Source organism: Mycobacterium sp. IS-2888 (genome assembly GCF_001954215.1).
Lineage (GTDB): Bacteria > Actinomycetota > Actinomycetes > Mycobacteriales > Mycobacteriaceae > Mycobacterium.
Genome location: NZ_MBET01000051.1, coordinates 1 through 23,814, shown reverse-complemented (window position 1 = coordinate 23,814; position 23,814 = coordinate 1). Strand labels below are relative to the sequence as shown.

General features: G+C 67.2%; 20 protein-coding genes. 8 read left to right on the top strand and 12 right to left on the bottom strand.

Annotation, left to right across the window (positions count from 1 at the left end; all coding sequences use genetic code 11):
• Positions 1 to 23 precede the first annotated feature (23 nt).
• The 6 genes from A5745_RS07965 to A5745_RS07940 are packed head-to-tail and all read right to left on the bottom strand — an operon-like array spanning position 24 to position 7,429.
• A complete protein-coding gene (locus A5745_RS07965) occupies positions 24 to 1,202 on the bottom strand; it encodes a CaiB/BaiF CoA-transferase family protein (RefSeq protein ID WP_076115670.1) in 1,179 nt (392 codons plus the stop codon).
• Positions 1,195 to 2,130, bottom strand: coding sequence for an SDR family NAD(P)-dependent oxidoreductase (locus tag A5745_RS07960; RefSeq protein ID WP_076061364.1), 936 nt, complete (start codon positions 2,128 to 2,130; stop codon positions 1,195 to 1,197). The genes A5745_RS07965 and A5745_RS07960 overlap by 8 nt, the downstream gene beginning before the upstream one ends.
• On the bottom strand, positions 2,130 to 3,983 hold the full coding sequence (locus tag A5745_RS07955; RefSeq protein WP_076115669.1) for an NAD(P)/FAD-dependent oxidoreductase: 1,854 nt from the start codon (positions 3,981 to 3,983) through the stop codon (positions 2,130 to 2,132). The genes A5745_RS07960 and A5745_RS07955 overlap by 1 nt, the downstream gene beginning before the upstream one ends.
• Complete coding sequence (locus tag A5745_RS07950) at positions 3,980 to 5,164, bottom strand: LLM class flavin-dependent oxidoreductase (protein WP_076061368.1); 1,185 nt, start codon at positions 5,162 to 5,164, stop codon at positions 3,980 to 3,982. The genes A5745_RS07955 and A5745_RS07950 overlap by 4 nt, the downstream gene beginning before the upstream one ends.
• Positions 5,161 to 6,549, bottom strand: coding sequence for an SRPBCC family protein (locus tag A5745_RS07945; protein ID WP_076115668.1), 1,389 nt, complete (start codon positions 6,547 to 6,549; stop codon positions 5,161 to 5,163). Before A5745_RS07945 ends, A5745_RS07950 begins: the two co-directional genes overlap by 4 nt.
• A gap of 16 nt (positions 6,550 to 6,565) precedes the next feature.
• Positions 6,566 to 7,429, bottom strand: a complete 864-nt coding sequence (locus A5745_RS07940; protein ID WP_076115667.1) for an SDR family NAD(P)-dependent oxidoreductase — start codon at positions 7,427 to 7,429, stop codon at positions 6,566 to 6,568.
• A gap of 165 nt (positions 7,430 to 7,594) precedes the next feature.
• Between A5745_RS07940 and A5745_RS07935 the strand changes: the two genes are divergently transcribed.
• Genes A5745_RS07935 through A5745_RS07920 form a run of 4 tightly spaced genes read left to right on the top strand, consistent with a single transcriptional unit; the run spans position 7,595 to position 12,431 of the window.
• Positions 7,595 to 9,247 (top strand): SMP-30/gluconolactonase/LRE family protein, encoded by a 1,653-nt coding sequence (locus A5745_RS07935; RefSeq protein WP_254848515.1) that lies wholly within the window; start codon positions 7,595 to 7,597, stop codon positions 9,245 to 9,247.
• Between the two features lies 1 nt (position 9,248).
• Positions 9,249 to 10,007 (top strand): GntR family transcriptional regulator, encoded by a 759-nt coding sequence (locus A5745_RS07930; RefSeq protein WP_076061374.1) that lies wholly within the window; start codon positions 9,249 to 9,251, stop codon positions 10,005 to 10,007.
• Positions 10,008 to 10,042: 35 nt separating this feature from the next.
• On the top strand, positions 10,043 to 11,644 hold the full coding sequence (locus tag A5745_RS07925) for an AMP-binding protein (RefSeq protein ID WP_076115711.1): 1,602 nt from the start codon (positions 10,043 to 10,045) through the stop codon (positions 11,642 to 11,644).
• 1 nt (position 11,645) lies between these two features.
• On the top strand, positions 11,646 to 12,431 hold the full coding sequence (locus A5745_RS07920) for an SDR family NAD(P)-dependent oxidoreductase (protein WP_076115666.1): 786 nt from the start codon (positions 11,646 to 11,648) through the stop codon (positions 12,429 to 12,431).
• Here A5745_RS07920 and A5745_RS07915 read toward each other — a convergent pair whose 3' ends face one another.
• Positions 12,432 to 12,893 (bottom strand): SRPBCC family protein, encoded by a 462-nt coding sequence (locus A5745_RS07915; protein WP_076115665.1) that lies wholly within the window; start codon positions 12,891 to 12,893, stop codon positions 12,432 to 12,434.
• 46 nt (positions 12,894 to 12,939) lie between these two features.
• Between A5745_RS07915 and A5745_RS07910 the strand changes: the two genes are divergently transcribed.
• Together A5745_RS07910 and A5745_RS07905 are read left to right on the top strand one after the other, a co-directional pair.
• Positions 12,940 to 13,317 (top strand): nuclear transport factor 2 family protein, encoded by a 378-nt coding sequence (locus tag A5745_RS07910; RefSeq protein WP_076115710.1) that lies wholly within the window; start codon positions 12,940 to 12,942, stop codon positions 13,315 to 13,317.
• A 54-nt stretch (positions 13,318 to 13,371) separates the two neighbouring features.
• Positions 13,372 to 13,596, top strand: a complete 225-nt coding sequence (locus A5745_RS07905; RefSeq protein ID WP_076061380.1) for a hypothetical protein — start codon at positions 13,372 to 13,374, stop codon at positions 13,594 to 13,596.
• Between the two features lie 79 nt (positions 13,597 to 13,675).
• Here A5745_RS07905 and A5745_RS07900 read toward each other — a convergent pair whose 3' ends face one another.
• The 5 genes from A5745_RS07900 to A5745_RS07880 form a co-directional block, all read right to left on the bottom strand.
• On the bottom strand, positions 13,676 to 15,460 hold the full coding sequence (locus A5745_RS07900; RefSeq protein ID WP_371336869.1) for a SulP family inorganic anion transporter: 1,785 nt from the start codon (positions 15,458 to 15,460) through the stop codon (positions 13,676 to 13,678).
• Positions 15,461 to 15,462: 2 nt separating this feature from the next.
• A complete protein-coding gene (locus tag A5745_RS07895) occupies positions 15,463 to 16,578 on the bottom strand; it encodes a sulfate ABC transporter substrate-binding protein (protein ID WP_076115709.1) in 1,116 nt (371 codons plus the stop codon).
• 165 nt (positions 16,579 to 16,743) lie between these two features.
• Complete coding sequence (locus tag A5745_RS07890; RefSeq protein ID WP_076115708.1) at positions 16,744 to 17,478, bottom strand: DUF899 domain-containing protein; 735 nt, start codon at positions 17,476 to 17,478, stop codon at positions 16,744 to 16,746.
• 34 nt (positions 17,479 to 17,512) lie between these two features.
• The gene (locus A5745_RS07885; RefSeq protein ID WP_076115663.1) at positions 17,513 to 18,271 is read right to left on the bottom strand and encodes an SDR family oxidoreductase; all 759 of its coding nucleotides are present in this window, start codon (positions 18,269 to 18,271) and stop codon (positions 17,513 to 17,515) included.
• A 61-nt stretch (positions 18,272 to 18,332) separates the two neighbouring features.
• A complete protein-coding gene (locus A5745_RS07880) occupies positions 18,333 to 19,055 on the bottom strand; it encodes an SDR family NAD(P)-dependent oxidoreductase (protein ID WP_083662798.1) in 723 nt (240 codons plus the stop codon).
• A 190-nt stretch (positions 19,056 to 19,245) separates the two neighbouring features.
• Here A5745_RS07880 and A5745_RS07875 point away from each other — a divergent pair, with 190 nt between their 5' ends.
• Both A5745_RS07875 and A5745_RS07870 read left to right on the top strand, forming a co-directional pair.
• Positions 19,246 to 20,214, top strand: a complete 969-nt coding sequence (locus A5745_RS07875; protein WP_076115706.1) for a sigma-70 family RNA polymerase sigma factor — start codon at positions 19,246 to 19,248, stop codon at positions 20,212 to 20,214.
• Positions 20,215 to 20,313: 99 nt separating this feature from the next.
• A partial coding sequence (locus A5745_RS07870; protein WP_076115662.1) for an HAD-IC family P-type ATPase occupies positions 20,314 to 23,814 on the top strand: 3,501 nt, incomplete at its 3' end.

The following is a 23,814-nucleotide window of genomic DNA, read 5'->3' as shown; positions in this document are numbered from 1 at the left end:
GTTGCGGCGGCCCCATTTTCGGGTTATGCCGGCGCGCCCGGATTCGCGTCTGCGGGCGCCAGTCCGAGTTCTTCGAGTACCTCCGCGGTGTCCGCGCCCAACTCCGGAGCGGGCCCGGCGACGCGGCCCGGTGTCCGGGAAAACCACGTCGGCACACCGGGGAATCGCACCGGGCCGTGGACCGTGTCCAGCGTCTCGAAAAAACCGACGGCGTTGAGGTGGTCGTCGTCGAACAAGGTCGCCGGGCTGGACAGCGCCGCGGCGGGGATCTGAAGGTCGCGAAAGAGGTCGAGCCATTCCTGGGTCGTTCGCTGCACCAGCGTTTCGGCCAGTAGCGCGTACACGGTGTCGATCTGGCGCGAGCGCCGCTCGAGCGTGCCGTAGAGATCGCTGGCCCACGGTGGCCGCACGGCTTCCATGAACGCGGCCCAGTGCTTGTCGTTGTAGATCAGTGCCGCGATGTACCCGTCGCTGGTGCGGTACGGCCGCCGGTTGGGGGCGACCGTGCGGGGATAGACCGCCGGGCCCAGCGGCGGGTCGAACATGGCGCCGTTGGCGTGTTCGACGAGCATGAACGAGGCCATCGTCTCGAACATGCCGACCTCGACCTCTTGCCCCTCCCCGGTGCGCTCGCGGTGGAACAACGCCATCATGGTGGCGTAGAGCGCGGTGAGCCCGGCGACTTTGTCGGCCAATATGGTTCCCACGTAATTGGGTTCGCCGGTCAGCTGTTCCTGCACGTAGGGCAGCCCGCACGCGGCCTGGATCGTGTCGTCGTAGGCCGGCAAATCTCCCTTCGGCCCACGCCGGCCGTACCCGTAGCAGTTCGTGTACACGATGGCGGGATTGATCGCGGCCACTTCGTCGTAGCTGAAGCCGAGCCGGGAGACCGCCTTGGACCGCATCGAGTGGATGAACACGTCGGCCTGTTCGATGAGCGCCCGCAGGGCGATCTTGCCGGAGTCGGACTGCAGGTCGAGGGTGACACCGCGCTTGCCGCGGTTGACGTTGACGAAGACGCCGCCCATGCCCCGCACCGGACCGACCGAGATGTAGCGCGTGTCGTCTCCCTGCGGCGGTTCGACCTTGATCACGTCGGCGCCCATGTCGGCCATGATCTGGGTGCAGTAGGGACCCATCACCATCGCCGTGAGGTCGATGACACGCACACCGGCCAGCGGTCCGGCCCCGTGGTCAGCCATGGCTGGCGCCTTCCCGGGTCGCTCGCGTGGCGGTGTCGAAGCTGTAGCGGATGTGGTCGGTATGACCATCGGGTACAACGGGAAAGACCAGCGGCGCAGCGAGATAACGGATGGCGTCGATCTGCTGGGCCACGTCCTCGATCGACCACGAGGGACGGTGCACGCCGGGGGTCTCCGCGACAACCGCTTTGGCCACCCGGCCCGCAATGGCGATCAGCATCTCACCGGTCACCGGGCAGGTTTCGTGCGCCAGCAGGCCCACCACCGGCGCCACCAACTCCGCGCCCATCGGTGGGTATGCCGAAATATCCAGGCCCTCAGCCATTCTGGTGACCGCCGACGGGACGATGACATTGCAGAGCACGCCGTCGGCGGCGCCTTCGAGTGCGACGACATTGGACAGCCCGATCAGGCCCGCCTTGGCGGCGGCGTAGTTCGCGACCGCGTGATTGCCGTACAGGCCGCCGATCGACGAGGTCAAGACGACACGGCCGTAGTGCGCGGCGCACATGACGGGGAATGCCGGCCGCACCACGTGGAAGGCCCCGCGCAGATGAACGTCGATGACCGCATCGAAATCCTCGTAGCTCATCTCCTTCAGCGAGGCACGCCGCACGTTGCCGGCGTTGTGGACGAGGATGTCGATCCGCCCGTAGTTCGCGAGTGCGGCTTGGATGATGGCTTGGCCACCTTCGGGCGTCGCCACCGAGTCAACGGATGCCACCGCGTCGCCGCCCGCCGCCGTGATCTCGGCGACCACCTGCCGCGCGGGACCCTCGTCGGTGCCGGATCCGGTCAGAGCGCCGCCGGTGTCGTTGACGACGACCTTGGCACCCCTGGACGCCAACAGCAGCGCGTACTCGCGCCCCAGTCCCCTGCCGCCGCCCGTCACGACGGCCACCCGATCGTCGAACCTGAGTTCAGCCATCACGATCCCAACGCGAGGCCATCCAGCTCACCGGTGGCGCGCCACGCGGCCAACAGGTCGCCGAAGGCGTAAAAGCCGGGCCCGTAGGGCTCACCCAGATGGGACCGGATCCCTTCGCCCTTCGCGGTTCCCATGCCACCGCCTTCGTTGTTGTAGTAGCCCGGTGTGCATTCCAGGTCGAACTGGCTGTTGTCGATCGCGGTGTCCCGGATGGTTTTGCACCATTCATCCTGCGCCTCTTGGGTGGGTTCGACCGTAGCCGCGCCGCGGGCCAACGCTTCGGAGATGATGTAGGCGATGTGCTCGCCCTGCAGTTCATAGTTGGCTGCGATGTTCGCCGAGATACCGACCTGGGTGAACCCGGTGAAGAACTGGTTGGGAAATTCGCGGCTGGTCATCCCGTGAAATGTCTTGTAGCCGTTGCGCCAGTGGTCGAAAAGCGACAACCCGCCTCGGCCGGCGATGGTGTCGATGGAGTAGCGGCGGCTGATCTCCGTCGTGATCTCGAACCCGCTGGCGTAGATGATGCAGTCGACTTCGTACTCGACACCGTTGACGACCAGACCCTTTTCCGTCGCCCGCTCCACGCCTTTCGTCGACGACACGTCGACCAGTGTCACGTTGGGACGGTTGAAGGTCGGAAGGTAGTCGTCGTTGGTGCATGGTCGCTTGCACAGGAAACGGTAGTAGGGCTTGAGCGCCTCGGCCGTGCCGGGGTCGTCGACGATGCTCTCGACCCTGCGCCGCAGGCGCTCCATGACTTTGTAGTCCTCTTCTTCGCGGATGGTCATGAACTGCTCGGGCGTCATCGACGCCGGGTCTTCGAGTGTGAGAACCCGCGCGGCGGTATTGCGGCCGAGCTCGGTCCAGAAGTCGCACACGTAGTCGGGTTGGCCCAGCGCCATTCCCTCGAACGTCCAGGCGTGGAAGTTGCGCTGCCGCTCCTTCTGCCAGCCCGGCCGCAGCGTTTTCACCCACTCGGGATCGGTCGGCGTGTTGTTGCGTGCGCCCACCGACGACGGCGTGCGCTGAAACACGTAGAGCTGTTTGGCATCCCGGCCCAGGAACGGCACGATTTGGACGGCGGTCGCCCCGGTGCCCACCACCGCGACGCGTTTGTCGGCGAGCTTGTGCAGCCCGCCGTTGCTATCGCCGCCGGTGTATTCGTAGTCCCAGCGTGACGAGTGAAAGCTGTGCCCCTTGAAGTCGTTGATGCCCGGAATGCCGGGCAGCTTGGGCCGGTGAAAGGGGCCCGACGCCATGACCACGAATCGGGCCCGGATGTCGTCGTCGCGATTGGTGCTGACCCGCCAGCGCTTGATGTCCTCGTCCCAGTGCAGGGCCCGGACCTGGGTGGAGAAGATCGCGGAGTCGTAGAGGCCGAAATGCTTTCCGATGCGCCGGCAATGCTCGTAGATCTCGGTGCCGTCGGCGAACTTCTTGCTCGGTATGTAGTTGAGCTCTTCCAATAGTGGTATGTAGCAGTACGATTCGTTGTCGCACTGCAGCCCGGGGAACCGGTTCCAGTACCAGACGCCACCGAAATCGCCGCCCAACTCGATGATCCGGACGTCGTCGACGCCGGCCTTCTTCAGATACGCGGCACACAGCAGGCCCCCGAAGCCACCGCCGAGCACGGCGACGTCGATGTCCTCCGAGATCGCGTCGCGGACCAGCGGCGGCGAGTGCGGGTCGGTTTCGTAAAACCCAGCAAAGTCGTCGACGAGTTCGATGTACTGTTTGGAACCCTCTGGGCGCAGCCGCTTTTCGCGCTCCTGGCGGTACTTTTCGCGCAACGCCGGGAGGTCGATGTCGTCCGGCGTCGGCGTGGGTGGGCAATCCGGATTCGTCATGCCAGCGCGTTCTCCGGGAGCGCGGCGGGGTGCAGCGGGGCCTCCATTTTCTGGACGGCCGGCAGCACCTCTTTGGCGAAGAGTTCGGTGCTCGCCATCGCCTCGGCGTAGGGCATGGTGCCGAACTGCGGAACGATCGTCAGCTCGCAGAACGAGCAGGCCCGCTGAGCGGCCTGGATCCGGTTGAAGATTTCCTCCGGCGTGCCGATCAGCAGATTGGAGGCGTGGTAGCCCGGCGTCTTGGACGGGCCTTTGGCTGCGCCGGCCTCGGGGCCCGTGACCGACGAGGCGAGGACCGCGGTGGCGCTGGCCTCCCGGGCCGCATAGGCTTCATAGCCCTTGACGCCCTTGAAGTTCGACGCGTCGGCGAATCCGTAATGCACGGTGACGTCGCGGTTGGCGGTCCAGATCCATTCTTCGGACTTGCCCGGATCGTCGGTCGTGCAATACATGAACATCACATTTTTCGGCTGGCACGGCCCCAAGCCTTCTTCCTTGCGGAACGTGTTCACTTTCTGCACTTCTCGTCCGGCGTCCTCGATCGGCTTGTTGCCCACGAACAGTGGCACCATGCCGCGTCGCGCCAGGATCTCCAGCGACTCCGCGGTCGATGACGAGCTGTAGATGCGCGAAAAGAGGTCGTCGCTTTGGGGTTCGGGCCGAAGCGACATTTCCGGCACGGTGAAGATCTCCCCCTCGTAGGAGAACCGCTCCCCGGACAGGGCCAGCTGCAGAATGTCTAGCGTCTCGTTGAACCGTTGCCGGCTTTCCTCACGGGGCACGCCGACGGCGTCGAACTCGCCCTTGGAGACCCCGCGACCGATTCCGATCGTCGTGTACCGGCCGTTGGACAGGATGTCGAGGTAGGCGATTTGGTGCGCCAGCCGCACCGGGTGCCACCACGGCGCGACGACGACGAAGGTGCCGAGGCTGACGCGTTCGGTGCGCCCGGCGAAATAGCTCAGGGCCTGAATCGGGTTGGGCGTCATGCCATATGGGGTCCCGCAGTGCTCCGGCATCCAGATGCCGTCGAAGCCGAGCGGTTCGGCGAGGTCGGCAATCGCGAGCGTGCCCTGCACGCACTCCCAGTCGGGGGTCGCGGGCGGGTCGGCGAAATTCCCGGCCAGCACGCGGTCCCAGTCGTGGGAGTTGTGCGATCCGAACCCAAGGTTGACTTTCACCGATCCATCTCTCTTTCCGGTTGGGGGGCGAGTTCGCGGGGCGCACCGGTGCCCATGTACTCGGCGAGGTTGCGGTGCAGGTTCGCGGTGCTGCGCTCCATGTAGGGGTTGGGCTTGGGGCCTCGGAAGCCGAGCGATTTCATGCCCTGCTGGACCGCGGCCATGTTGGAGAAGTCCTGGGGCAGGACGCTGCGCCAGTTCGGGTCGTCGGGTGGCGCGTATACCCATTCGGTCTGCGGCTCTTCGCCTTTCGGATACAGCTCGTAGCACGAGGCTTCGAAGATGCATTGGTCCGGGTCGTAGCCGTGAGGGCGGGCGCTATAGCACAGCGCGGTCGTCAGGCCCTGCCCGATCTGGAAGTTCGGGAAGATCTGCCACGCGGTGCCGCTGCGGGCCAGGTGCTCGGGGTCGATGGTGGGCCAGACCACGCCGCGCGCGGCATCGTCGCGCCGCGCCGAGGACAGCCAGTGCTCGAGCACCGTGCCGGGGGGTGCGTCCTCTGGCAGCTCGTCGACCAGCCGGCGGGCCGCCTCCACCAATGTTCTGGTGGTCGTGGCGTTGGTTTCCTCCAAGGTGTAGATCTGCATCTCGGCGGTCGAGACGCGCGGGTCCGCGCCGGTGCCGAGCCGGATCTTCGATTTGGTCTCTTCCAGCTCCGCGGGCGCGTCGTAGCCGATGTTGCTGTGCTTTCCCTGTGCCTTGGCCCAGCCGCGAAAGTTGCCGAATTTGTTGAACTGTGGATGTGTGGTCGCGACGTGGTAGGTCTCGTTGAAGGCCTCCATCGCGACCTTCCAGTTGCATTCGAAATGCAGCCACTTGCGCCATTTGCAGCGCATGTCCTGCAATCCGAACGGATCCAGCATGGTGGCGGCCGGCTCGAGATAGTCGCGCAGCGGCTCGCACCCGGGATCCATGTTGATCCAGATCCACCCACCCCAGGTATCGACTTTGACCTTTGCCAAGTGCGTGTTCTCGGGCGTCAGCGCCCCTTGCCAGTCCTGCTGTTCGGGGATGTGGATGCAGGTGCCGTCCCGGTCGTAGGTCCAGCCGTGAAATCCGCACACGAACGACTTCTTTTGGCCGCAAGCGCTTTTCGCCCCCGGCGGGACATCCACCAGGCGGCGGCCACGGTGCATGCACACGTTGTGGTGCGCCGCCAGGGTGTCGGGCCCGGTACGCACGACGACAATGGAGTCGTCGAGGATGTCGTAGGTCAGGTAGCTGCCCACCTTGGGCAGATCCTCGACCCGCCCGACTTGCTGCCACACCTTTCGCCACAACTTGTCGCGCTCGGCACGCACGTATTGCTCGGACACATACGCTTCCACCGGGATCGTGACCGGCCCGGTCAGCTCGTCGGCCGCGGCCGCGCCGTTATCGGTCATCGCTTTTCCTTTCTCCCTAGTCCCAGCGTGTGATCGCCGCGCGGAAGTTTTCGTCCTTGAGGAACACAGAGGTGTTGTCGGCGGCCAGGTGCCCCCATTTGAGGTTCAGGCCGCCGTCGACCAGCAGCGTCTGCCCGGTGATGTAGCTGGACAGATCCGACAGCAGGAAAAGGACCGCGCCGGCCACCTCCTCAGGGCGGCCGCGGCGTCCCATCGCAATGGCGCGACGGTCGCGTTCGGGGTCGGCGTCCACATACGTGGTCGACGCCGGCGTCTCGGTGACGCCGGGCGCCACCGCGTTGACCCGGATCGCGGCGCCGTTCTCGCCGGCCGCCAGCTCCAGCGCCATGGTGCGGGTGACCGCGACGATCGCGGCTTTGGCTGTGCCGTAAGCGATATGGAAGGGCGCGGTGTTCATCCCGCTGATCGACGAGATCGAGACGATCGAGCCCGGGCTCCTGCGGCGCTTCAGTTCCGCGGCGACCGCCTGGCTCATGAAGAACATGGTCTCCAGGTTGCGGGCGAACAACTCACGCCAGTCGGCGCGCGTCACCCGGGTCGACGGCATCCACGTCGACGGATCGGCGCCACCCGCGACGTTGACCAACCCGTGGAATTCGCCGTCGATGCGCCCCACCGCCGCCAGCGCGGCACTCACGCCGTCGTCGGTGGAGGCGTCGGCGGCGACCGGCACCACTGGGAGTCCCTCGGCTTGTAGAGGGCCGACGTGCCGGTCGAGGTTGTCCTGATCGCGGCTCACCGCGACGACGGTCGCCCCCGCCTGGGCGACCATGCGCGTGACGGTGGTACCGATGCCGCCGCCCGCTGCGCCGGCGACCAGGACGATGCGCCCCTCAAGGCCTAACAGATCGTGTCCCATGCAGGATTAGATTATTGTCCGGACAAGATAATGACGTGCACTCATTAGAGAGCATGATTCTCTTATGACGGCCAGCGCGTCAAGGCCCGGATATGGTTCCAGGCTGGCTATTGTCTGGACTATTGGCCGATTGCTAAGGTGCGAGCGGTGATAGCCGGAACCGGATTGTCGCAGGACGCGAGCCGCCACTCGGCCGCGCGTCCACCCACCCTCGCCGAAGGCTGGACCCTGCAGCGACTCACGCCGCCCAGCCGGCTGTTCGGGGCCAACGGCCTGCGCACCGGGCCGGACGGCCGTATCTACATCGCACAGGTGACCGGCAGCCAGATCAGTGCGCTCGACCCGGCGACCGGCCGGCTGGACACGGTCAGCGCCAAGGGCGGCGACATCGTCGCGCCCGACGACGTGGCCTTCGACCCGAACGGCAACCTCTACGCCACCGAAGTGATGGACGGCCGGGTGAGCATGCGCGACGCCGCCGGGCGCACCCGGGTGCTGCGCGACGATGTCCCGTCGGCCAACGGCATCACATTTCACCGCGGCCGGCTGTTCATCGGTGAGTGCCGCGAGGGCGGGCGGCTGCTCGAACTCGACCTCACCGGCGGCGCGCCGCGGGTGCTCCTGGAGAACGCGCCGCTGCCCAACGCCATGGAGGTCGGACCCGACGGCTTGTTGTATTTCCCGTTGATGGGGGCCAACGAGATCTGGCGCATCGACCCCGAAGGCGGTGTCCCCGAACGGGTTGCGGGTGACCTCGGCGTCCCCGACGCGGTGAAGTTCGATTCCAGCGGCCGCATCGTGTCCACCCAGGTGCAGACCGGAGAGGTGCTGCGCATCGACCCCCGCAGCGGCGAGCGCACCGTGCTGGCAGCGCTGAACCCCGGGCTGGACAACCTCACCTTCGTGGGCGAGCGGTTGTTCGTGTCCAACTTCACCGGGGAGATCACCGAAATCCTCGGTGGCGGAGAGTCTCGCCCGGTGCTGCCGGGTGGGTTGAACTGGCCGCTGGATCTGGCGGTTGGCGCGGACGGCAATCTCTACGTCGCCGACGGCACGTATTTCTACGTCATGGGTGCCGACGGCGACGATCGCGGGCGCGGCGCAGCCGGGCGAAGCGGGTCGTCGCCCATCAGGCCCGGCGCGCTGCGGACGGCCGGTATGTTGTTCAGCCCCGGATACCCCGGCTTCGTGCGCGGCGTCGCCGCGACGGCAGTGGGCGAGTTCGTGGTCACCACGTCCAACGGCCAGGTTTCGCGGTATCGACCGGCCAGCAACGAAAGTGCTGTGCTGGCAGAGGGTTTCGACCAGCTCTACGGCGTGGCGGTCGCTCCCGACGGCACCGTCGTGGCCGCCGAGCTCGGTGTCGGGCGCGTGGTATCCATCCGGGCCGGCCGCGTCGAGGTACTCGCCTCCGGGCTGAGCGAGCCGGTGGGCGTGGCCATCGCCCCCGACGGGGCGTGCCTGGTCTGTGAAGCGGGAGCGGGGCAGGTCGTCAAGCTGGACGGCACCGGCACACTGGTGGACGGCTTGCGGCGGCCGCAGGGCATCCTCGTGCGCGACGGGCATGTCTACGTCGTCGACGCGGGCGCCAAGGAGCTAATCGCGTTCGACCCGGCGACCGGGACGCGGCGCACCATCGCGTCGGACTTGCCGGTCGGGGCGCCGCCGGGTGTGAGCCCCAAGCCGCTGCTCGGGCTGCCGCCCTTCTCCGGGCCGCAGGGCCCCTTCGCCGGCATCGCCGCGGGGCCCGACGGCACGCTGTACGTTTCGGCGGACGCCGAGGGCAGCGTGCTGGCGCTGCGAGACGCGGGAGGCTGAGGTGCCGGACGCCAAAGTCGTCGATCACCGCTACCTTCAGGTCGCGCGAACCCTGCGCAAGGAGATCGTGGACGGTGTGTATCCGGTCGGGTCGCAATTGCCCACCGAGCACGAGCTGTGCGAACGGTTTGCGGTCAGCCGCTACACCATTCGCGAGGCGCTGCGGCGACTGCGCGAGGACAACCTGGTGTCGTCGCGGCCGCGAACCGGTACCCTCGTGGTGCCGCGACCGTCGTCGGATTCCTACGTTCAGCACGTCATGTCGATCAACGACCTGCTGGCCTTTGCGACCGGTACGCACTTCGCGATCGAATCCGTCGCCATGGTCACGATCGACGACGAGCTGGCGCCGCGAACCGGGCTGACCGCCGGGGAGCAGTGGCTGACCGTTCGCGGTTACCGGCGGACGGACGGCGCCGAACCGGCCGGGTCTTCGGAGCCCGCGCTGTGCCGCGCCGAGTACTACATCAACCGCGCGTTCGCCGCGGTAGGCAGGCTGCTGCAGCGCCACGACGGCCCCATCTTCCCGCTGATCGAGGACCTCTTCGGCCTGAGTATCGTCGAGGTTCATCAGGAAATCGCGGCAGTCCTCATCCCCTCCGCACTGGCGGGTGGCCTCGACGTCGAGCCCGGAACCCCGGCGCTGCAGGTGCGTCGCACCTACACGACCTCCGACGGACAGGTCGCCCAGGTCACCATCAACACCCACCCAGCGTCCCGCTTCCGTCACTCGATGACGATGCGGCGCATGAAAGGCTAGCTCGCATCACCGCCACGCATCACGACCGAAAACTCATCGGCGACCGCTGGGTTCGATGGGACGAGTCGCGCGCCGCCGACGCCTACGCGCGCGGCTGGTGGGTTCGTGCCACGCTGGCCGACGCGCTGCGCGATGCCGCGGAGCGCACACCGGAGCGAGTGGCATTGGTCGATGGCGACCGAAGGGTGGACTGCCGCAGCCTCTGTGAGCAGGCGACGACGCTGGCGCAGGCGTTGCACGCCCGCATCCCCCCGGGCAGCGTCGTGTCGTTCATGCTGCCCAACTGGCATGAGGCTGCGGTGGTTTATCTGGCCGCGACGCTGGCGGGAATGGTCGCGAATCCGATCCTGCCGTCGATGCGGGACCGCGAGCTGCGTTTCATCCTCGAAGACGCCGACAGCCGCATGCTTTTCGCGCCATCGAATTTCGGGCGTCACGACTACCCCGCGATGCTGCGCAGGGTGACGTCCCAGATGGAATCGCCGCCGGATGTCGTGGTGGTGCGCGGTGATCCGGGTGACCACCAAATCCCGTTCGAGTCCTTGCTCACCTCGCAGACCGTCGCGAGGAACCTGCCCACGCCGAACCCCGACGCGGTGCGCATAATCCTCTATACCTCCGGAACCACCGGTCGCCCGAAAGGTGTCCTGCACACCCATAATTCGATTCATGCGCTGATCCGCCAGATCAGCGAGCACTGGCTCGTCGAGCCGGGCGACGGCTTCCTGGTGGCATCTCCGATCGCCCATATCGGCGGTTCCATCTACGCGTTCGAATGCCCGCTGCTGCTGGGCACCACCGCCGTGCTGATGGATCGCTGGAACGGCGACGAGGCGGTCCGGCTCATGCAAACCGAGCGGTGCACGCACATGGCCGGTGCGACGCCCTTTCTGGAGCAGCTGCTCGCCGCCGCGCAGCTTGCGGGCACTCACCTGCCCGACTTGAAGCTGTTCGTCTGCGGGGGCGCTTCCGCATCGCCGTCGCTGATCCGAAGGGCCGCAGCGTATTTCGATTCGGCGGTGGTCACCCGGGTGTACGGCTCGACCGAAGTGCCGGTCACCACGGTCGGGTCCGCACGACACCGCGGCCACGCCGCGGACACCGACGGGCGCGTCGGATTCGCCGACGTCAAACTCTCCGCCGGTGAGATCCGCGTGCGCGGGCCGCAGATGCTGGTGGGTTACCAGCACCCCGAAGACGAAGCCGAATCGTTCGACACGGAGGGATACTTCCGCACCGGGGACCTTGCGCGCTGGGTCGACGACGACTACCTCGTCGTCACCGGCCGGGCCAAAGACATCATCATCCGCAACGGCGAGAACATCTCTCCCAAGGAGGTCGAGGATGTCCTGACCACCCATCCCGGCATCGCCGAGGTCGCCGTCGTCGGCCTTCCCGACGACCGCACCGGGGAGCGAGCGTGCGCGGTGGTGGTACCGGCATCCACACCGGGCCCGGACCCCGGACTGGACCCAAGATTAAACGTCGCCGGCTTGGCTGTCTTTCTCCAGGAGGAGGGCGTGGCGCGGTTCAAAGCGCCTGAACAAGTGGTTATTTGGGATGCCCTGCCGAAAAACGACGCGGGCAAAATTTTGAAGCACCAGATCAAGGCGGCACTGATGAAAGCGGACCAGTGACATGCAGGTAGCGATCGTCACCGGGGCGAGCGGTGGACTCGGCTTCGGTTGCGCAACGAAACTCGCCGAAATGGGCATGGCGGTGCTGGCGACGGGCCGGAGCGAGGACAAGCTCGCCGAGTTGGCGCGCGGCCTGGCCAGGGTCACCGACGATCCCGATCGGGTCGCCACCCACGCCGCCGACCTCACCGAGGATGACGCGCCCCGACGCCTCGCGGACCTCGCCGTCGCGCGCTGGGGGCACATCGACTTCCTGATCAATATCGCCGGAATCGGCAGTCCCAAACCGGTCCACGAGACCGACGACGAAACATTGGACCGTTTCCTCGGTCTAATGCTGCGCGCGCCGTTTCGCCTCATTCGCGAAGTACTGCCGCACATGCGGCCCGGTTCGGCGATCATCAACATCACCTCGACCTTCGCCGTCGTGGGAGGCCTTCGAGGCGGCGCGTACTCGGCGGCCAAGGGCGGGCTCACCGCACTGACCACACACATCGCCTGCCAATACGGAGCTCAGGGAATCCGGTGCAACGCAGTGGCTCCCGGCGTCATTCAGACGCCGATGACCGAGCATCGCCTGCAGGACGAGCGGTTCCGGCGGATCAACACCGAGCTGACTCCCCATCAGCGGTTGGGGACAGTCGAGGACGTCGCGAGCACCGTGGCGTTCCTGTGTTCTCCCGGCGGCACTTTCATCAACGGCCAGACGATCGTCGTCGACGGCGGCTGGAGCTCCACCAGGTACCTCTCGGAACTCGCCCTCACCTCGGAGTGGAAACCCCGCTGATCAAGCGGATTCGAAGTGGCGACGGATGCCCGCCAGCATCTCGATGTGCGCCTTGACCGCTTCGCGGATGGTCACCGGCGCCAGCACACGGGGTGCGCTGATCCGGATCCGCTCGGTGACCCGGGTGCCTCCGGCGGCGGGCTCGAAGCTCACCGTTCCGCGCAGGCGCACGCCGGGGGTCTGGTCGGCCTCGGTCAGCACGTCGCCAATCGCGGGCACTTGTAGTGACGCCCGATAGGTGATTCGGATATTCAACGGCCCCAGCGGAATTCGGTCGACCACACGGTAGCTCTGGCGGTAACCCGCCGGGGTCTCGGTGCGGGACAGCGTTTCCACCGACACGATCAGCGGATGCACCAGCTTGATGTTGTCCAGGTCGACGTAGAAATCGCGAACCTCATCGGGCGGTGCGGGCACGTCTTCCGTCAGCGTTCGCTCGGCCTGGGCCGTCCACCAGCTCATGGCAGACAACCTAGCCCGCCGCGGCGGCCGGGCTACCGTGGACGACATGGGCAACGCGACTGAAGACCAAGCGGTCGAGCGGTACCTGGAGTGTCTCGCCGCGCACGACTGGGACGGACTGGCCGACACCATTGCCGACGAAGGGTTGACCCGGGAGGGGCCCTTCTGCGATCAAGTCGACGGGAAGGCGCACTACGTCGCCTACCTACGAAAGGTGTGCACCAACCTCGAAGGCCATCGGCTGCAGGTTCAGCGGGTCTCCCATGTGGACCACCGACTGTCGTTCGCCGAGCTGACCGAGACGTTCGAGATCGACGGCGTCGCCACGACGTGGCCGGAATGCATCCTGTTCGAGCAGGGAGACGACGGTTTGATCGTTCGCGTCAGCGTGTTCTTCAAGCAGCCCGGGGGCGACACGCGTTGATGGCGGGCCGGTGAACTATTCCCTCATCCGCTCAATTGACCTAACGTGTCATGGATGGAGGCAGACGGAACACCGGAGTCGGTGGCGGTCGAGAAATTGCACTCGGGCGACCCGATCACCGATTGTGGTCAGCGGTACATAGTTCTCGAATCGAAAGCCGTCGGCGACAGCTGCGTCGTTCTCGAACTCGAATCCAGAGTGGACCACCAGTTACAGGTCATCGAGAAGTCGTTCCCGGCCGGATACCAGGTTGGCAGGGCCAACCACCGAATTCTGTAGACCAAGCGTCCGACAATGCGCGAGTAGCCGGTCGACGGCTACCGCGCATTCGTGTTTTCGGACCGGCTCAGGCGCCGTCTCAAACGAGGTAGTAGTAACGCTGTAGATCCCCGTTGCCAGCATTCGCGGGCAGTTGCTCGCCCGGTTCGCCGATACCGAGCTGGGCATGGGCGTAGCGGACGGCCTTGAGCGTCGCCGAGAATTCCTCATCCTCTTCGGGAAAGACGTGCTCGACCGAGAACCAGCTTTCGAGGCCGACATTCGTCAGCACGGTCCACATGTCGGGCTGCACACCGGCGAGCAGAACGGTTACGCCCAGCGCGGTTTCGTCGCGCAGGAAATGCTCGATCCGCTCGACGACGACGGCGTCGGGATGGCGCACCCGCTTGAGCCTCAGCACGACGAACTTGATGCGATCCTGCTTGACCCGGTCGCGCAGCGCATCGAGATAGCGGTCGAGTTCCGGTGCGGCGCCGAAGAATAGCTCACCCTCGAGGTCGTAGATGATCGTCGACGGATCCACCGGATCACCGGGCACGCGCTCCCGTACCACGCGGTCGGGGGTGACGATCAGCTCCTTGGCCTTCAGCTTCGCCGCGCGCGGCACGAACAACAGGATCGACAAGGCGACCCCGAGCAGCACGGCGGTGTCCAAATCGATCAGCACACCGGTGAGCGCGGTGACGATCACCAGGCCCGCGTCGTAGCGCGACGCCTTCAAGATGTAGAACAGCCGCCTGTAGTCGATGAGCCGCGCGGCGGTGATGAGCAGGAGACCGGCCAGCGCGGCCTTCGGCATGTAATGCAGCAGCGGCGCGAACAGCAGCACGGCCCCGGCGACGGCGGCCGAGGCGATGACTCCGGAGAACCGCGACGCCGCGCCGGCCTGGAAGTTGATCGGCGAGCGCGACATCGAGCCCGAGCCCGGCACGGATTGGAAGAAGCCGCCGGTCAGGTTGGCCAGGCCTTCGGCGAGGATCTGCCGGTTGTAGTCGATCTTCTGCCCGCTCTGGTGCGCGATGGCCTTGGCGATCGACAGCGCCTCGATGAGGCCGATGAAGGCGATGGCGAACGCGCCTTCGGACAGCTGGCTCAACAGCCCGAGTTGCACGTCCGGGATATGCGGGGAGGGCAGGCTCTGCGGGATTTTCGCGGTGAGGGTCACCGCCGTGTTACCGCCGCGGTCGGGGGTCGACCACCCGGCGACATAGGCGATCACGGCCGCGATGACCAGGACCGCCAGCAAGTCGAGCTGCGGGAGTCCGTAGCGCTTGACCAGCCGGCGCAGGATGACCGCCAGGGCCACGGTTGCGACGGTGAGGACCAGCGCGCGGTAGTTGACGGCGTCGCCGTGCAACAGGGTGAGGTAGGTGCGTTTCAGCACCGGTATCCGCCCGCTGCCCTTGTCCCGCACGCCGAGCGCATTACCCAGCTGGCCCAGCGCGATCAGCAGCGCGGCGGCCACCAGGAAACCGATGATCACCGATTCCGAGATGTATCGGGTCAGGTCGCCGAGCTTGAATACCGCAATGAGGATCTGGAATGCGCCGACGAGGACGCCCAGCACGAACAGCGCCTCGAAAAGGACGGTGCGATTCTCGGGGTCGAGAAACGCCAGGGAACTGAAGATGAGCAGCGATATCGCGCTCGTCGGTCCGTTGATGAGATGGGAGGACGACCCGAAGACCGCGGCGACAAGGGTCACCACGATCGCGGAGTAGACGCCGAATTTGGGGTCGACTCCGGCGACCAGCGCATAGGTGATGCTCTGTGGCAGCGAAACGGCAGCGACGGTGAGGCCGGCGACGGCATCGCGGCGCGCCTTCGTCGCGTCGTAGTTCAGGTTCTTCACAATCCCCGAAATGCTCACGGCTGCTTGACCTTTCGCCGCGGGTGCGCCGACACGGCCCTGGCCTGCGCGGGTGATGAAAGCGTGTCGTAGATCCCGTTGTCGCCGAAGAACCTCTCCCGGGCGTCGTCCCAGTCTTTGGCGATCGCGGTGATGGGGAAGAGGTTGATGTCGGGCAACTGGCCGGCGTGCCGGGCCAGGATTTCGGGTTTCAGCGGCCGGTATCCCAGTTGGGCGATGATTTCCTGTGCCGAATCGGTGTAGAGGTATTCCAGGTACGCCTTGGCGTAGGACGCGATCTTCTTGTCGGGGACGTTCGCGTCGACCCAGGCGACCGCAGGTTCGGCACGGATGCTGATCGGCGGGTAGACGATCTCGAGTTCGTCCTTGTTCTCGGAGACCTCCCGCAGAGCTTCGTTCTCCCAGGTCAGGTGGACGTCGCCGATTCTCTCGACGGCAAAGCTGATGGCGGCGCTGCGCGCGCCGGGGTCGGCGACGGCGACGTGGCCCATCAGCGCCTTGACGAAGGCGAAGGCCTGCGTCTCGGTGCCGCCGCGGGTGGTCACCGAACCCCACGCGGAGAGCACGCTCAATTTGCCGTTGCCCGAGGTGCGCGGGTTGGGCGACACGACCGCGACGCCATCCTTGATCAGATCCGGCCAGTCGTGGATTGCTTTCGGATTGCCCTTGTGGACGACGAACACGATGGTCGATGTGTAGGGCACCGAATTGTTGGGCAGGCGGGTCCGCCAGTCGGCGGCGATCAATCCGCGCTTGCGCAGCGCATCGACATCGCTCACCAGCGCCAGCGATACGACGCTCGCCTTCTGCTTGCCGTCGATGACATCGCTGACCTGCCGCCCCGAACCGCCGTGCGATTGCTTGATGTCGAGGGTGACGCCGGTCTGCCGGCGGAACTGCTCGACGAAGGCTTTGTCGAGCGTTGCGTAGAGCTCCCGCGTCGGGTCATAGGACACATTGAGGATCTGATTCGGCGGCGCGTGGCCGTGCAGGTTCTTCGCCGTGATCAGGCCGGCCGCCAGGACGATCGCAACGATGCCGACGATATTGAGCCACGGAACGGGCAACCGAAATGCGCGCCGGCGCGCCGGCGCCTGCGGGGGCTGTGTCATCGCCGCCTCCATATCGCGGTCTCGCAGAAGTCGCCAATCACCACTGACTAACTGCTTCCGCAATCTGCACGAGGCAGACTCTCGAAGCTTGGATGGTAGCGACCGGCGCCGCGGAACACAGCGGTGCGAATCAGCGTGATCGCAAGTGTCAAGCCCCTATTCGGGTCACGCGCGCGGGGGACGTTGATCGTTGGGATCGTTGGGGTCCGGCTCGCCGAACCATCGCGACGGCTCGTGCTGTCCGTAGGCGTCGTGCCAGTCCCACCACTCGTAGGGCGCGCTCTGCGGGTAGCCCTCCGGCGAATCCTCCCAGTTTTCTTGGCGCCCAAGGGCTGTCATGTCGAGGAAGCTCCAGGTGTTGCCCAGCGCCTCGTCGCCGCGGTTGTTGATGAAATAGGTGCGGAACACGCGCTCGCCGTCGTGAATGAAGGCGTTGGTGCCGTGCCATTCGTCGACGCCGAAGTCGGCGTCGAAGCTGTCGGTGATGGTGTACCACGGCATCTTCCAGCCCATCCGCTCCTTGAGGCGTTCGATGTCGGGTTGGGGTGCGCGCGAGGCGAACACGAGCGTGGTGTCGCGGGCGTTGAGGTGGGCGAGGTGCCCAATGTGGTCGGCGATCATCGAGCAGCCCCGGCAGCCGTGGTCGGGCCAGCCCTCGATGTCGGGCCCGTAGAACGCGCGATAGACGATCAGCTGGCGCCGGCCCTCGAACAGGCCGAGCAGGTCGACCGTGCCCCCGGGCCCCTCGAACTCGTACGGCTTGTCGACGGGAGTCCACGGCATCCGCCGGCGCATCGCCGCGAGCGCGTCCCGGGCCCGGGTCACCTCCTTCTCTTTGACCAGCAGTCGCTGATGGGCCGCCGCCCACTCCTCGGCCGACACGATCGGGGGTGTGTTCATCGTCATGAGGTTGTCCGCCTTTCGGTTGAGTGGCTCACGCCAGCGATGACAGGCCAGCGGAGGTGAGTAGGTAGGCGTCGCCGTTCCGGATGGCGCCGACGGCGATCTCCAGAACCGACCGGCCGGCTTGGTCCGCGGTGAGCGCGGGGCCGGCGGCCTGCACGAACGTCTCGACGTCGACGCCTTCACGCTCGGCGTAGGCGGCGACGGCCTTGGCACCGAGATCGGTGGCCGGCGTCAAGCGCGGCAGCACGGACACGAAGCTGATCCCCAGCCCGGCCCGTTGCGATTCGGCGGCGGCGTAGCTGGTGATGAACCGGACGGTCGACTTCGCGCCCGCGTAGCCACCGGACAGCGGTGACCCGTTGAGCGCGGCGCCGCTGGACATCACGATCACCGAACTGCCCGGAGGCAGGGGGCGCCGCAGCGCATGCCGGGTCCAATGAAATGCCTGTGCCACGTCCACGTTCCAGTTTTCGCTGAAGGTCTCCCAGGTCTGATCCTGCAACGGGCCCATCCGCGGAGCCGCCCCGGCACACAGCACCAGTGTGCTCGGCCCGTATTCGTCGATGAGACGGACGGCCGTGGCCGGATCGGCGGCGTCGGCGGCAACGGGGATGAACGTGTCGCCCAGCTGGCCGCGGACCTCGTCCAGCAGCGCGCGGTTGCGCGCGACGCCGACGACATCGGCGCCGGCGGCCGACAAGGCGGTGGCGATGGCGCGGCCGAATCCGCGGCTGGCCCCCGTCACGATCGCCGTCGTGCCGGCGAGGTTGGTGATTGTGTTGGTCATGATCGTGCTCGCTTCCGGTGTTTTGGGTGCTCAGTAATTCAGATACGTTCTGTCACCGGGATTAATCGGTGCCGTCCGCGAGCAGCGCCGCGTACTGGCGTTCGAGCGCCTTCGCGGCGCCGGTATTCCAGCTCTCGGCCACGGACTTCGACATGGCGTCGGGGAAGATGTCCTCTTCGCCGTTCGCGACTCCGTCGAAGATGGCCCGCGCGACCGATTCTGGGGAGCTTTTCGGTATCTCGAGGCCCTGCGTCATTTCGGTGTCGACGGGCCCGGTGAGGACGGCGTGAACGCTGACGCCCCGTTCGGCCAACAGGGCACGCAGCGATTGCGTGAGGTTGAACGCGGCCGCCTTCGAGATCGAGTACGCGGGAATGAGCGGCAAGGGGGCGATGGCGTTCACCGACAGATTGTTGACGATGGCTCCGCCGGAACGAGTCAGCAACGGCAGGAAGGCCTGGATCATCGCGTAGGTGCCAAAGAGGTTGACGGCGAGATGGCGTTCGAGCGCGACACGCTCGCTCAAGTCGTCGTAGAGCGCCAGGCCGGCATTGTTCACGAGGATGTCGAGCGATTCGACTTCGTCGACCGCGTCCTGGATATGCGCCGCGTTGGTGACGTCCAGGGTCAGGGGCGTGACGCGATGATCCCGGTGGGTCAATTGCGCTCGGGTACCGACGTATACGCGCTTGGCGCCTCTGCTCAACGCTTCTTCGACCAAGGCGCGCCCGATGCCGCGATTGCCCCCGGTAACCAGAACTGTGGTGTCGGCGATTCTCACCATGATGACGATCTCCTCGTTGATCTGCCCGACGGTGCGGGCGCATCGCCGGACGGCGCGACGGCCGCACTAATTCCGATACGGCGCGGCGCACTGATTCATCGCCGCACGATGAATTCCGGTGCCCGGGTGTCTCTGTACTGGAGTAGCGTTTCGGCCCATTCCGGACCGGAGGCCTAGATAGGAGATGCGCGTGCCGGCTCAGGAGGAGTTCATCGAGCGCGCGGCGCCGTTTCGCGCCGAGTTGATCGCGCACTGTTACCGCATGCTCGGTTCGGTGCACGACGCCGAAGATCTGGTCCAGGAAACCTATCTGCGGGGCTGGCGGGGTTATCAGGCCTTCGAGGAACGGGCGGCGTTGCGGACCTGGCTGTACCGGATCGCGACGACCGCGTGCCTGCGTGCGCTTGAGAACCGCGCCCGGCGGGTGCTGCCGGCCGGGCTGGGCGACAGTTCGATCGACCCCGACGTGAGCCTGGACGGCTACACCGGTGCCCATCAGTGGCTGGAGCCGATTCCCGACGCCCTGATGTCCGAGACTCCGGAAGGATCCGTCACGGCACGGCAAAGTGTGCGCCTGGCCGTGATGACGGCGCTGCAGGAGCTTCCCGCGAGGCAGCGAGCCGTCCTGATCTTGCGCGATGTCGTGCAGTTCAGCGCCGCTGAGGTCGCCGAACTACTGGAAACCACACCGGCCGCGGTCAACAGCTCCCTGCAGCGGGCGCGGGCCCGCCTCGCGGAGATCTCGCCCACCGAAGACGACGCCGCCGAGCCCGACGACGCGCAACTGCGTGAATTGCTCGACCGCTATTGCGCCGCATTCGAAAACGCGGACATGGCCGCGCTCACCGAGTTGCTGCAAGCCGACGTCAAACTCGAAATGCCGCCTCTGCCTATGTGGTTCACGGGCCGCGACACGGTGATGCGGTTCCTCGCCGTCCGTGCCTTCACCAAGGCCGGCGACATCGTCATGGTCCGGACGGCCGCGAACGCACAACCCGCCGTGGCCGAGTACCGCCGCGGTGCCGACGGCGTCCTGCGCGCCCATTCCATCCATGTCCTGACCGCGGGCCACGAAGCCGGGAACGCCGGGATCGGCGCGATCACCGTTTTCCTCGACCCGGCTTTGTTCGGCGCGTTTGGATTACCGCAAAGTAGGTAGCCCCCTTCATCACGAGGCCCTACCGTCCAGGCCCTATGTGGACAGGTCCTAGCGACGCCAGGAGGATAGGCACGGTAGAGGCAATCGAAGGGTGACCACATGAAGATTCCGGGTGTTGCCAGCGTCGTCGCTGGCGTCACCGGCGGAGCGGCCCAAGTAGTGCGAGCCGGCGTGTCCACCGCGGCCGGCGCCGCGGGCACAGTGCAGATGTTGGTCAGCCCGGTGGTGGAGCTCGCCGGCCCGGTGGCGCATTCGGTGGCCGATTCGACCGGCCGGGCATTCGGGATGAACGGCTCCCCCAACGGTTCCCGTAACGGCGTCGCGGCGCCGGTGCGCTGGCAGAGCGGGCACCGGGTGCACCTGGACCTCGATCCGCTGCTGCCGTTCCCGCGCTGGCACGAGTACGCGGCAGTGGTCGAGGAACCGGTTCGCCGGATTGCGGGCGTGGCCAAGGCCCATGTCGAGGGCTCCCTAGGCCGTTTGGTGATCGAACTCGCCGAGGACGCCGACAACGACGTCGTCCTGGACGAGGTGCGGGAAACGGTGGCTTCGATAGCCGACGACCTCGCGTCGGCAGGGCCGGGATCAGGGCCCGTCTCCGCGCCGTTCGCCGACCCGGGAAACCCGTTGGCGGTTCTGGTGCCGTTGACCGCGGCCGCGATGGATCTCATCGCGGTGAGTGCCGCCGTCACCGGCTGGGTCACCCGCCTGCCCGCCGCACCGAAGACGACCCGGGCCGCGGCCGCCCTGATCAATCATCAGCCGCGCATGGTGTCACTGCTGGAGTCGCGACTGGGGCGAGTCGGCACCGATATCGCGCTCGCCGCGACGACGGCCGCGGCTCATGGGCTGACCCAGGCGGTCGGCACACCGCTGCTCGATTTGACGCAACGCACCCTGCAAATCTCCGAGGCGACGGCTCACCGCCGCGTGTGGCGAGACCGGGAGCCTCAGCTGGCCTCGCCCGAACGGCCGCAAGCGCCGGTGGTGCCGGTCATCTCATCCGCCGGGGCCAGATCGCACGCGCCACGGCACAGCTGGCCGGCCGCGGCGGCGGGTGAGGCGTCGCACGTCGTGGTCGGCGGATCCATCGACGCGGCGATCGACACCGCGAAGGGATCGATGGCGGGTCCGGTGGAGAGCTATGTCGACTCGGCTGCGAACGGCTCGCTGATCGCGGCGGCGAGCGCGTTGGTCGCCGGTGGTGGTACCGAGGACGCGGCCGGTGCGATCGAGGCCGGGGTGCCGAGAGCGGCACACATGGGCCGGCAGGCGTTCGCGGCGGTGCTGGGTCGCGGCCTGGCCAATGCCGGACAGTTGGTCCTCGATCCCGGTGCGCTGCGGCGCCTGGATCGGGTCAAGGTCGTCGTAATCGACGGCGCCGCGCTGCGCGGCGATCACCGCGCCGTGCTGCATTCGCGCGGCGATGCGCCCGGCTGGGACGACGACCGGGTATATGAGGTCGCCGACGCCCTGCTGCACGGCGAGGAGGCGCCCGAGCCCGATCCCGACGAGTTGCCCGCCACCGGCGCGCGGCTGAGATGGGTTCCGGTGCAAGGCCCGTCGGACACGCCGGCCCAGGGCCGCGAAAGCGCCGACCTCGTGGTCGACGGCGAATGTGTGGGCAGCGTCGATGTTGGCTGGGAGGTCGACCCCTACGCGATTCCGTTGTTTCAGACCGCGCACCGCACCGGAGCCCGGGTGGTCTTGCGCCACGTCGCCGGCACCGAGGAGCTGACCGCCAGCGTCGGGGCGACGCATCCGCCGGGCACGCCGCTGCTGAACCTGGTGCGGGAGCTGCGCGTGGATCGCGGACCCGTATTGCTGATCACCGCGCTGCACCGCGATTTCGCGTCCACCGACACGCTGGCGGCCCTGGCGATCGCCGATGTCGGTGTGGCCCTTGATGATCCCCGCGCGGCGACGGCGTGGACCGCGGACATCATCACGGGCACCGACCTGGCCGACGCGGTGCGGATCCTCTCGGCGATCCCGGTGGCCCGGTCGGCCAGCGAATCGGCCGTGCACCTCGCCCAGGGCGGCACCACGCTGGCCGGGCTGCTGCTGGTCACCGGCGAGCAGGACCGAACCGCCAACCCCGTCAGCTTCCGGCGCTGGCTCAATCCGGTGAATGCGGCCGCGGCCACCGCGTTGGTGGCGGGAACCTTCTCGGCCACCAGGGTGCTCAGGCTGCCCGATCCCACCCCGCAGCCGCTGACCGCCTGGCACGCGCTGGACCCGGAGATCGTGTATTCGCGGCTGGCCGGCGGCGCGCGGCCCTTGGCCGTCGAGCCCGGCACGCCGTCGTGGCGACGCCGTCTCGACGACCTGTCCTACACCCCCGCGCTGGCACCGCTGCGCGGACCGGTGACCAGCCTGGCGCGGCTGGCATCGACGACCCGCGCCGAGCTCGCCGATCCGCTGACCCCGATCCTGGCCGTCGGGGCGGCCGCATCCGCGATAGTCGGCAGCAATATCGACGCGCTTCTGGTCGCCGGCGTGATGACCGTCAACGCGATAACCGGTGGGGTACAACGGTTACGGGCCGAGGCGGCCGCCGCCGAACTGTTCGCCGAGCAGGACCAGCTGGTGCGCCGGGTGGTCGTCCCGGCCGTCGCGACCACGCGACGCCGGCTGGAGGCGGCCCGGCGCGCCACGCGCACGGCCACGGTGTCCGCCAATTCGCTGCGACCCGGCGACGTGATCGACCTGGCCGCACCGGAAGTGGTGCCGGCGGACGCGCGACTGTTGGTGGCCGAGGACCTGGAGGTCGACGAGTCGCTACTCACCGGCGAGTCGCTGCCGGTGGACAAGCAGGTGGATCCCGTTGCCGTCAACGACCCGGACCGGGCCAGCATGCTGTTCGAGGGCAGCACGATCGTGGCCGGGCACGCTAGGGCGATCGTCGTGGCCACCGGGGTCGGCACCGCCGCGCACCGCGCGATCTCGGCGGTCGCCGACGTCGAAACGTCGGCCGGTGTGCAGGCCCGGCTGCGGGAGCTCACCAGCAAGGTCCTTCCGCTGACGCTCACCGGCGGCGCCGCGGTCAGCGCTTTGGCATTGCTACGGCGCGCGTCACTGCGCCAGGCCGTCGCCGACGGCGTCGCCATCGCGGTGGCCGCGGTCCCCGAGGGTCTGCCGTTGGTGGCCACCCTGTCCCAACTCGCCGCCGCCCAGCGGCTGACCGCGCGCGGGGCGCTGGTTCGAGCGCCCCGCACCATCGAGGCGCTGGGCCGGGTCGACACCATCTGTTTCGACAAGACCGGCACTCTCACCGAAAACCGGTTGCGCGTCGTGTGCGCGGTACCGGCGGCGGCCGACGCGCGGGACCCGTTTCCGGACGCGGACGATCCGCGGTCCGCGGCCGTGCTGCGGGCCGCGGCGTGGGCGTCGACGAAACCGCAAGAGGGACAAGGACATGCGCACGCCACCGACGAAGCGATCATCACCGCGGCGGATTCACTTGCCGGTCAAGGTGATTCGGAGTGGGCGATGCTTGCCGAGGTGCCGTTCGAGTCCAGCCGCGGTTTCGCCGCCGCGATAGGCACGCTGAGCACCAACGGGTCGGCGCCGCTCCTGATGCTCAAGGGCGCCCCCGAG